The 9,178-nt window shown below is 73.6% G+C and carries 13 protein-coding genes; 6 read left to right on the forward strand and 7 right to left on the reverse strand.

Annotation, left to right across the window (positions count from 1 at the left end):
- Nucleotides 1-78: 78 nt before the first annotated feature.
- Nucleotides 79-285, reverse strand: a complete 207-nt coding sequence (locus MNY60_RS19370) for a hypothetical protein (protein ID WP_242336823.1) — start codon at nt 283-285, stop codon at nt 79-81.
- 128 nt (nt 286-413) lie between these two features.
- Between MNY60_RS19370 and MNY60_RS19375 the strand changes: the two genes are divergently transcribed.
- The 4 genes from MNY60_RS19375 to MNY60_RS19390 all read left to right on the forward strand — a co-directional run bounded on the left by MNY60_RS19375 (nt 414) and on the right by MNY60_RS19390 (nt 3,442).
- The gene (locus tag MNY60_RS19375; protein ID WP_242354037.1) at nt 414-1,295 is read left to right on the forward strand and encodes a Ku protein; all 882 of its coding nucleotides are present in this window, start codon (nt 414-416) and stop codon (nt 1,293-1,295) included.
- On the forward strand, nt 1,292-2,317 hold the full coding sequence (gene ligD, locus MNY60_RS19380) for a non-homologous end-joining DNA ligase (protein WP_242341273.1): 1,026 nt from the start codon (nt 1,292-1,294) through the stop codon (nt 2,315-2,317). The genes MNY60_RS19375 and ligD overlap by 4 nt, the downstream gene beginning before the upstream one ends.
- A 220-nt stretch (nt 2,318-2,537) precedes the next feature.
- Nucleotides 2,538-2,984: a phage holin family protein gene (locus MNY60_RS19385; RefSeq protein ID WP_242372769.1), complete on the forward strand. Its 447-nt coding sequence runs from the start codon at nt 2,538-2,540 to the stop codon at nt 2,982-2,984.
- A complete protein-coding gene (locus tag MNY60_RS19390) occupies nt 2,981-3,442 on the forward strand; it encodes a hypothetical protein (RefSeq protein ID WP_242341274.1) in 462 nt (153 codons plus the stop codon). The genes MNY60_RS19385 and MNY60_RS19390 overlap by 4 nt, the downstream gene beginning before the upstream one ends.
- A gap of 60 nt (nt 3,443-3,502) precedes the next feature.
- On the opposite strand, the gene MNY60_RS19395 is transcribed toward MNY60_RS19390, so the two are convergent.
- Nucleotides 3,503-3,742: a hypothetical protein gene (locus tag MNY60_RS19395; RefSeq protein WP_242341275.1), complete on the reverse strand. Its 240-nt coding sequence runs from the start codon at nt 3,740-3,742 to the stop codon at nt 3,503-3,505.
- 201 nt (nt 3,743-3,943) lie between these two features.
- On the opposite strand from MNY60_RS19395, the gene MNY60_RS19400 reads away from it, so the two are divergent.
- Nucleotides 3,944-4,414: an SRPBCC family protein gene (locus MNY60_RS19400; protein ID WP_242354035.1), complete on the forward strand. Its 471-nt coding sequence runs from the start codon at nt 3,944-3,946 to the stop codon at nt 4,412-4,414.
- Here the strand turns inward: MNY60_RS19400 and MNY60_RS19405 are convergent.
- Together MNY60_RS19405 and lpxC are read right to left on the reverse strand one after the other, a co-directional pair.
- Complete coding sequence (locus MNY60_RS19405) at nt 4,411-4,644, reverse strand: hypothetical protein (RefSeq protein ID WP_242354033.1); 234 nt, start codon at nt 4,642-4,644, stop codon at nt 4,411-4,413. The two genes, MNY60_RS19400 and MNY60_RS19405, sit on opposite strands and share 4 nt — an antisense overlap.
- A 6-nt stretch (nt 4,645-4,650) precedes the next feature.
- Nucleotides 4,651-5,565, reverse strand: a complete 915-nt coding sequence (gene lpxC / locus MNY60_RS19410) for a UDP-3-O-acyl-N-acetylglucosamine deacetylase (RefSeq protein WP_243337325.1) — start codon at nt 5,563-5,565, stop codon at nt 4,651-4,653.
- 291 nt (nt 5,566-5,856) lie between these two features.
- Here lpxC and MNY60_RS19415 point away from each other — a divergent pair, with 291 nt between their 5' ends.
- Nucleotides 5,857-6,600 carry a rhomboid family intramembrane serine protease gene (locus MNY60_RS19415; protein WP_242341279.1) on the forward strand — a complete coding sequence of 248 codons (744 nt, stop codon included), beginning with the start codon at nt 5,857-5,859 and terminating at the stop codon, nt 6,598-6,600.
- A gap of 53 nt (nt 6,601-6,653) precedes the next feature.
- Here MNY60_RS19415 and ruvB read toward each other — a convergent pair whose 3' ends face one another.
- The 3 genes from ruvB to ruvC all read right to left on the reverse strand — a co-directional run bounded on the left by ruvB (nt 6,654) and on the right by ruvC (nt 8,984).
- Nucleotides 6,654-7,682 carry a Holliday junction branch migration DNA helicase RuvB gene (gene ruvB, locus MNY60_RS19420; protein ID WP_242354028.1) on the reverse strand — a complete coding sequence of 343 codons (1,029 nt, stop codon included), beginning with the start codon at nt 7,680-7,682 and terminating at the stop codon, nt 6,654-6,656.
- Between the two features lie 88 nt (nt 7,683-7,770).
- Nucleotides 7,771-8,364, reverse strand: a complete 594-nt coding sequence (ruvA, locus tag MNY60_RS19425; RefSeq protein ID WP_242341281.1) for a Holliday junction branch migration protein RuvA — start codon at nt 8,362-8,364, stop codon at nt 7,771-7,773.
- Nucleotides 8,361-8,984, reverse strand: coding sequence for a crossover junction endodeoxyribonuclease RuvC (gene ruvC / locus MNY60_RS19430; protein ID WP_242354013.1), 624 nt, complete (start codon nt 8,982-8,984; stop codon nt 8,361-8,363). The genes ruvA and ruvC overlap by 4 nt, the downstream gene beginning before the upstream one ends.
- Nucleotides 8,985-9,178: the final 194 nt, after the last annotated feature.

The raw sequence follows: 9,178 nt of genomic DNA on the forward strand, positions 1-9,178 counted from the left end.
GCACTGAAACGGCAGGGGGGGGGCCTCGGGGGGGCCGGCGCGCGCCCACCCCGCCCGTGGGAGCGCGCGCCCCGTCGCTCACACGATCTCCCGGTCTCCTCCCGCGGCGTCCTCGCTCGCCCCGCGGCGCGGCTCGTCGCCGCTCTCCTCCTCGCGGACGGCGCCCTCCTCCTCCTCCGTGCCGAAGTACCCCTCGTAGTACGGCTCCCGCCGCGGCGGCAGATCCGTCCGTGGGGTCTCGTCGCGGCCTTCCTTCCGGCGCTCTTCCTCGGGCTTTCGCGGCATACGCCCTCCTCACGTCCCCGAAAACCTGCGCTCCCGTGCCGCCGCCGTGAAGCGGCACCCCGCGTCGGGCCCCACCCGGCGTTGCCGCGGGCCGACGGGCGCACGATCGTACTCAGGGGGGACGATCCATGGCTCGAGCGATCTGGAGCGGAGCGCTGACGTTCGGCCTCGTGAACATCCCGGTGAAGCTCGTCACCGCGGTGACGCAGAAAGAGGTCCGCTTCAACATGCTCCACGACAAGGACGGCGGGCGGATCCACCTGAAGCGCTTCTGCGCCAAGGAGGACGTCGAGGTCCCCTACGAGCACATCGTGAAGGGCTACGAGATCTCGAAGGGGAAGTACGTCGCCCTCGATCCCGACGAGCTCGAGAAGTTCGACCCCAAGGCGACGCACACGGTGGACATCCACGACTTCGTGGAGCTCGCCGAGATCGACCCCATCTACTACGACCGCACCTACTACCTCGTGCCGGAGGCGAGCGCCGCGAAGCCGTACGCCCTCCTGCTCGACGCGATGCGCCGCTCGGGCAAGGTGGCGATCGCGACGTTCGTGCTGCGCACGCGCGAGTCGCTCTGCTGCGTTCGCCCCATCGAGGACGCGCTCGCGCTCTCGACCATGAACCGCGCCGACGAGGTGATCCCGGTGTCCTCGCTCGACCTCCCCCGGCACGCGAAGCCCGCCGAGCGCGAGCTCGCGATGGCCGAGCAGCTCGTCGGCTCCCTCACGACCGCGTTCGAGCCCGAGCGCTACCCCGATACGTACCGCGAGCGCGTCCTGGAGCTCGTCGAGAAGAAGGCGGAGGGCGAGACGATCGAGGCCCCCGAGGCGGAGCGCGCGCCCGCCGAGGTGGTGAGCCTCGCGGATGCGCTGTCCGCCAGCCTCGCCGCAGCGCGCCGGCGGGGGGGCGAGCCCGCCGCGCACCCGGCGCGAGGCGAGCGGCGACACCGGCCCGCCGTGGCGGCGCGCGCCGCCGGCAAGAAGAAGGCGGCGAGGAAGAAGCGGCCGTGACCGCCCGCCCCAAGCGGCCGGCGGCGAGGCGCGCTCCCGCGAGCGAGCCCGGGCCCAAGCGGCCCGCCGCGCGGCGGGCCTCCGCGAGCAAGGCCGGCGTCGAGGTCGAGGTCGGGGGGCGCCGCCTCGTCCTCAAGAACCTGGACAAGGTCTTCTACCCGGAGGCCGGGTTCACGAAGGGCGACGTCGTCGACTACTACGCGCGGATCGCGCCGGCGCTGCTGCCGCACCTGGCTGGCCGGCCCCTCACCATGAAGCGCTACCCGGAGGGCGTCGAGGGCATGTTCTTCTACGAGAAGCGCTGCCCCCCTCACCGGCCGGAGTGGGTACACACGGCGAAGGTGTGGAGCGAGCGGAACGACGAGTTCATCGACTACTGCGTCGTGAACGACCTCCCGTCGCTCATCTGGGCGGCGAGCATCGCCGACCTCGAGCTGCACACGTCGCTGTCGCTCGCGCACGCGATCGACACGCCGACGACGATCGTGTTCGACCTCGACCCCGGCCCGCCCGCGGACGTCGTGACCTGCTGCGACGTGGCGCTCCTCGTCCGCAAGCTCCTGCACCGCCTGGAGCTCGAGGTCTACCCAAAGACCTCCGGCTCGAAGGGTCTCCAGCTCTACGTCCCGCTCGGCGGCAGGGCGACCTACGACGAGACGAAGCCCTTCGCCCACGCCGTGGCGCAGGTGCTCGAGCGGGGGCACCCGAAGCTCGTGGTGGAGCGGATGAAGAAGGACCTCCGCGTGGGGAAGGTGCTCGTCGACTGGAGCCAGAACGATCCGCACAAGACCACGGTCTCCGTGTACTCGCTGCGGGCCCGGGCGCGCCCGACGGTGTCCGCCCCGGTGACCTGGGCAGAGGTCGAGAAGGCGGCGCGCACCCGCCGCGGCGACGGCCTCGTGCTCGAGGCGAAGGACGTCCTTCGCCGGGTCGAGCGGATGGGCGACCTGTTCGAGCCGGTGCTCACCCGCCGGCAGCGGCTCCCCGGTCCCGACGGCGTCGAGCGGGTGCGTCTCTCCTGAGGGGCCGCTGGAGGATCGCGAGGAGGCGAGCGACGCGAGCCTCCCGCCCGGAGCCGCGCGCTGCGCCGGAAGCCCGACCGGGCCGCTCCCTCGGCCGCACCCCGAGACGTGACGACCTGAGGGCCCCGTCGGATCGCCCGCCGGCCCGCTGCGCCGGCCGCGCGCCGGCCGCAACTTCTCACTCGGACACGGGCGGCGCCGAGGCGCGGAGGAGAACGGGATGGATCAGCATGAGCGCTTGATCGAGGCAGGGGCGCGGGAGCCCTCGGCCCCCCGGCCGGACCCGCTGCGGGCGGCGAAGACCCGGGACCTCGTGACGCAGCTCGCCCAGAAGGCGAGCCTGCTCGCCCGGAAGGAGGTCGAGCTCGCGAAGGCGGAGCTCAAGGAGGACCTCCGCTCGGAGATCAAGATGGCGAGCGGGCTCGGCGTCGCGGGCGTCTGCGCGCTCATGGTGCTCCAGCTGCTCCTCACGGCGATCGTGTTCGCGCTGTTCGAGGCCCAGGTGATGCCAGGCTGGGCGGCGTCGCTCCTCGTGGCGGCGGTGGTGCTCGCGGTGGGGACCGCGGTCGGGCTGTGGGGCTGGGCGAAGCGCGTGAGGAAGCCGCTCGACACGACCCGTCGCTCCCTCCAGGACAACGTTCGCTTCGCGAAGGAGCGGATCGCATGAAGGACGGATCCCCGCAGAACGTCAGCCGCGTCTCGGGCGAGATCGAGGCGCTCCGCAACGACCTCGGCGCGCTCATCGGAGAGCTGGACCGCCGGCGGCACGAGCTGTTCGACCTGCGGCTGCAGGCGAAGCGCCACCCCGTGGCCGTCATCGGCGCCGGGGTCGTGGCCGCGCTGGTGGTCGGCGGCCTCGTCGCGTTCGCGGTCCGCTCGCGCCGCGAGGCGCAGCGTCCGAGCCGCAGGGCGCGCGAGACGGCCCGCGCCCTCTCGCGCCTCATGGAGCACCCGGACCGGGTGGCCGCGGAGCAGTCGATGCGGGACAAGATCCTCGCCGCGGCCGGCATCGCCGCCGGCACCGCGATCGCGAAGCGGCTCGTCGACCGGCTCGTCGCCCCCACGCCCGCTCCGCGCCGCGCGCGCGGCAACGGCGCCGCCGGCGAGGTCCGGACGCACGCCTGAGCGGCTAGCCCCGGTGCGGCGCGGCGGCCGGCGCGACGACCGCCCGCGCCGGCCGCGCCGTCACTGCGCCCGGTCCTGGAGCGCGTGCACGCCCGTCGCGTGCGCGCAGTGGGCGCAGCAGAACTGCTTGCCGCCCGCCTCCACGCCGTGGCCGATCACCCGGCACCCGCAGTGCGCGCAGCGCGGCGCGAGCGCCTGGATGGCGCACTCGAAGCTGTCGAACACGTGCCGCTTGCCGCCCGCCGTCACCTCGAAGGCCTTGTCGTACTCGTTCCCGCACACCTCGCAGCTTCCGGTCATCGCTCCCCTCCCTCGCTCTGCCGTCCGCCGGCGAGCCGTCGCGCCGTGCCGCGTGTCGGACGCCGCCGTGGATCATGGCCACTCGCGCGCGCGCCAGCACCGCCGCTGACAATGCCCACCTGCGTGCCAAGGCTTTCACGGGTGATGGACGGAGGGACCCGCCGCGGAGCTGGGCGGGCGTTCGACCGAGGGAGGAGACACATGGCACGCGTGGAGAAGAGCATCGAGATCGAGCGGCCGGTCCGGATGGTCTACGACCAGTGGACGCAGTTCGAGGAGTTCCCGCGCTTCATGGAGGGCGTCGAGGAGGTCCACCAGATCGACGACACGACGCTCCACTGGATCGCGAAGGTCGGCGGGAAGCGCGAGGAGTGGGAGGCGGAGATCGTGCAGCAGGTCCCGGATCAGAGCATCGCCTGGCGGCACACCGCCGGCGCGGTGAACTCGGGCGTCGTGCTGTTCACGCCGCTCGACGGGCAGCGCTGCCGCGTGACGCTCGCGCTGGAGTACGATCCCAAGGGCTTCGTCGAGAAGGTCGGCGACGTGCTGGGCGTCGTGTCCCGGCGCGTCGAGGGCGACCTCCAGCGCTTCAAGCGCTTCATCGAGGAGCGCGCGAGCGAGACCGGCGCGTGGCGCGGGGAGGTGCACCCCGGCGACCATCACGCGCATTAAGGCAGCGCCTCGAGCGCCGCCCGCACGGCGGCGAGCCCCACGTGGAGCCGCGCGCCGTCCCACAGCGCGGGCGTGGCGCTCCCGCCGTGCGCCGCGAGCGCGTCGCGGTGCGCGTCGAAGGCGACGTTGCGGAAGTCGATCACGCCCTCGAGCCCGAGCGCGACGACGCGCTTTCGCGCCGCGGCGGAGTCCGGCTCGGAGATCCGGTGGAACAGCTCCGGCGCGGCCATGCCGCGCTAGGCGATCTCGGGGAGGCCCAGCGTCACCGGGCGGCGCTCCGGCACGCCCGACTCCGCCGTGACGCGCACCACGCGGTGGCAGGCGGGATCGGCGAGCACCTTGCGCACCAGGGCCTGGTTCAGCGCGTGGCCGCTCTTCACGGCGGTGAGCGCGCCGACCACCGGCATGCCCAGCAGGGCGAGATCGCCGATGGCGTCGAGCACCTTGTGCCGGGCGAACTCGTCGGGGAAGCGCAGGCCCTCCGGGTTCAGTATCGAGAACTCGTCGATCACGATCGCGTTGTCGAGGCTGCCGCCCTTGGCGAGGCCGGCCGCCTGCATCCGCTCGATGTCGCGCCTGAAGCAGAACGTCCGCGCCCGCGCCACCTCGCGCTCGAAGGCGCGATCCGACAGCGACACCCGGAACGACTGGTTGGTGACGAGCGGGTGGTCGAAGTCGGCGGTGAAGTCGACGACGAAGCCGTCGGCCGGCTCGAGGCGCGCGAGCTTGTCGCCGTCGCGGATCTCGACGGCCTGGTCGACCACGAGGTAGCGGCGGCCGGCGCGCAGCTGCTGTACGCCCGCCTCCTGGATGAGGCAGACAAACGGCGCCGCGGAGCCGTCCACGATGGGGACTTCCGGCCCGTCCACCTCGACGCGGCAGTTGTCGATCCCCATCCCGGAGAGCGCCGCGAGCACGTGCTCGACGGTGGACACGCGCGCGCTGCCGAGGGCGACGCTCGTGGAGAGCATCGTGTCGACGACGAGGTCGTTCTTGGCGGGGATCTCGACGCCGAGATCCATGCGCACGAAGGTGATGCCAGAGTCGGCCGAGGCCGGCGCGAGCGTGAGGGTCGCGGGCTTGCCGGAGTGGAGTCCCACCCCCGTGCAGCTCACGCGCTTCGCCACCGTTCGCTGGTTCCAGTAGGTCATCATGATGAAGGTCCGGTGGGCTCGTCGGCCCGTGCGGCACCCTTCCGAGCAATCGATGTGCCAATCACCTCGGATTTCGGCCGCTTTTCGTCCCCGGCTTGGGCCTGCGCCAACCCCTCGTAGCTCCCCGGGAATCCGGCCGCCGGCGGCGGGCGCTCGCCCGCTCTCTCGCTCGCGGGGGCTCGCGCCCTCTTTCCCTGTGACGGGACCGCGACATCCGTGTCAGGCCGGCACGGGCGAACGACTATTTTCGTGCGGCGGCTTATAGCACGTGCGACCCGAGGCGAACGCTTGATCCCACTGAAAGACGACACCCCGCTCGAGCGCACACCCGTCATCACCATCGCCCTCATCGCCCTCAACGTCGCCGTCTACCTCTGGCAGATCGACGCGCTCGCGCTGCCGGCGCTCGTGGCCTCCGGCGGCGACGTCGTCGCCTTCATGAGCGCGCGGCTGAACGAGACGGCGCTCCGGGGCGGGGCGATCCCCTACGAGATCCTCACGCTCACCGACCCCTGGCCGCGCGCGTACGTGCCCGTCCCGCTCACGATCTTCACGAGCATGTTCCTGCACGGCGGCCTCATGCACCTCGGGTCGAACATGCTGTTCCTCTGGATCTTCGGGAACAACGTCGAGGACGCCCTCGGCCGCGGCCGGTTCGTGCTCTTCTACCTCGCCTCCGGCGTCGCGGCCGCGCTCGCGCAGACGGTCGCGTCCGCGGCGAGCGGCGACGTCTACGTGCCGATGGTCGGCGCGAGCGGCGCGATCGCGGGCGTGCTCGCTGCGTACATGACGCTCTTCCCGCGCGCGCGCGTGCTCTCCGCGATCATCATCTTCATCTTCATCCGGCTCGTGGCGGTCCCCGCGTCCTTCTTCATCGGGCTCTGGTTCGCGCTGCAGATCCTGTCGGTGGTCTTCGGCGGATCGCCGGGCGTGGCGGTGATCGCCCACGTGTTCGGGTTCGTGGCGGGGTGGCTCCTCGTCCGCGTGATGGGGCGGCGCGGCACCTGGCGCGCGCGACGCATGTCGTGGTGAGGCGCGGCGTCTCGCGTCCCCCGCGAGCACCGAGGAGTCCCTGCGCCGCAGCTTCAGATCAGGCTGCCCTGCTTGCCGTGCGGCCTCTCGCGCCCCAGGTGCGCGTAGGCCGGCGGCAGCGCCACGCGGCCGCGCGGCGTGCGCGCGAGGAAGCCCTCGCGCACGAGGAACGGCTCGTAGACGTCCTCGAGCGTGTCGCGCTCCTCGCCGACCGCCGCCGCGACGGCGTCGATGCCGACCGGGCCCCCGCCGAACGTATCGAGGACCACGGTGAGGATCCGGCGGTCCATCGCGTCGAGCCCGCGCGCGTCCACCTCCAGCCGCGCGAGCGTCGTCTCGACGATCTCGCGCGTGAGGCGGCCGTCCCCCTGGACCTCCGCGAAGTCGCGGGCACGCTGCAGGAGCCGGATGGCGATGCGCGGCGTGCCGCGGGCGCGCCGCGCGAGCTCCTCCGCGCCGGCGGGCTCCACCGGCAGCGCGAGCTTCCGCGCCGCGCGCACCGCTATCTCGCGGAGCTCCGCCGGCTCGTAGTAGCCGAGCCGCTCCTGGATGGGGAAGCGGTCGCGGAGCGGGCTCGCGAGGAGCCCGGTGCGCGTGGTCGCGCCGACGAGGGTGAAGCGCTCGAGCTTCATCTCCATGGTCTGCGCGCCGAGCCCGGCGCCCAGGACGACGTCGAAGCGGAAGTCCTCCATCGCCGGGTAGAGCGCCTCCTCCACCGCGGGCGAGAGCCGGTGGATCTCGTCGATGAAGAGGATGTCGCGTGGCGCGAGCGCGGTGAGGAGCCCGGCGAGGTCGCCCTTCTTCACGAGCGCGGGGCCGCTCGTGACGTGGAGCGCGACGCCCAGCTCGCGGGCGAGGATGTGCGCGAGCGAGGTCTTGCCGAGGCCCGGCGGTCCGGAGAGGAGGACGTGATCGAGCGCCTCGCCGCGCGCCTTCGCGGCCTTCGCGTACACGCGGAAGTTCTCGACGAGCTTCTCCTGCCCGACGTACTCCTCGAACGTGGCCGGCCGGAGCGACTGCTCGAGCCGCTCCTCGCCGTCGGTCGCCCTGGGCGACACCTCGCGCACGGGTATGCCGGTCATCGATCGGCGGAGGCTAGCACGCTGCCCCGACAGCAGCGCTCCTGCGTCTCACTGCGGCCGGGGCGGACCGTCGCGACCCTCGCGCGGGTCAGCCGCGCAGCCGCTTCAGCGCCTCGCGGAGCAGCGCGTCGAGCTTCTTCCCCTCCGCCTCGTCGCGCAGCGCGTCGGCGGCGGCGTCGGCCTGGGGCGGCTTGTAGCCGAGGTTCACGAGCGCCTGGCGGAGCTGCTCGAGCACGCCCGCGCCGGGCTTCGCCCGCCCCGGGCCGGCGGCGCGCGCGAGGAGCGCGAGCTTCTCCTTCAGCTCCACGACGAGCCGCTCGGCGGTCTTCTTCCCGACGCCGGGCACCTTCGTGAGCCGCGCCACGTCGGCGCCCGCGACCGCCTGGGCGAGCTCGCGCGCGTCGATGCCGGAGAGGATGTTCTGCGCCGCGCGCGGGCCAACGCCCTTCACGTCGATGAGCGCGCGGAACACCGCCTCCTCGTCCTCCGTCGCGAAGCCGTAGAGCTCGATGGCGTCCTGGCGCACGTTCGTGAACGTGCGGAGCGCGGCGTCGCCGCCCTGCGGCGGCAGGGTCGCGAGGGACACGGCGGAGAGGTGGACGAGATAGCCGACCCCGCCCACGTCGAGCACGACGTGGTCCGCGCCCTTCTCGGCGACCTTCCCGGAGAGCCGCGCGATCACGCGAGCCCCCGGTGATCGCGGCGCGAGGGCCGCAGGCGCGCGGCGGCGCGGGCGGCGCGATCGCGGGCGGGGACCGGCGCGACGGCGTCCTCGCGCGCCCGGCCGGCGGACGGCACGGCGACCGCGACGTTCCGGACGGACGGGAGCGCGAGCCGCCCCGCGCGGCGCGCGAGGTGGCAGACGGCGACCGCGAGCGCGTCGGCCTCGTCGGAGAGGTCGGGCGCGGCGCCGAGGAGCATGCGGGCGGTGCGGAGCATCTGGTCCTTCGACGCGCGGCCGGAGCCGGTGAAGGCGAGCTTCACCTCCGAGGGCGCGTACTCGAACACGGGGAGGCCGGCCTGCGCGGCGGCGGCGAGCGCGACCCCGCGGGCCTGGCCGAGCACGAGGGCGGAGCGCGCGGAGACGCCGCAGAAGACCTGCTCGACCGAGACCTCCGCCGGGCCCGAGCGGCGGATCACCTCGGCGAGGCCCTCGAGGATGCGCGCCAGCCGCTCGGCCATGGGGCGGTCCGCGCCGGGGACGAGCACCCCCGACGCGAGGACGACGAGCCGCGTCCCCTCGCGCGCCACGACGCCGTAGCCGCAGCGGCGCGAGCCGGGGTCGATCCCGAGGGCGATCACGAGGGCAATGTAGCAGAGGGCGGGCGACCGTAAAGCGAACGCCCGGCGCGGCCTCATGCGGTGCGCGGCGGCGACCCTCGCGGCGCTGGGGCCGGGGCGGCGCCGCGGGCGAGCGACGCCGCCGCGGCGAGCACGGCCACCGCAGCGCCGGCGCGGAGCGCGAGCGCGTAGCCGCCGAGGAACGCCTCGCCGCT

The organism is Anaeromyxobacter sp. SG17, assembly GCF_022690695.1.
Classification (GTDB): domain Bacteria; phylum Myxococcota; class Myxococcia; order Myxococcales; family Anaeromyxobacteraceae; genus Anaeromyxobacter; species Anaeromyxobacter soli.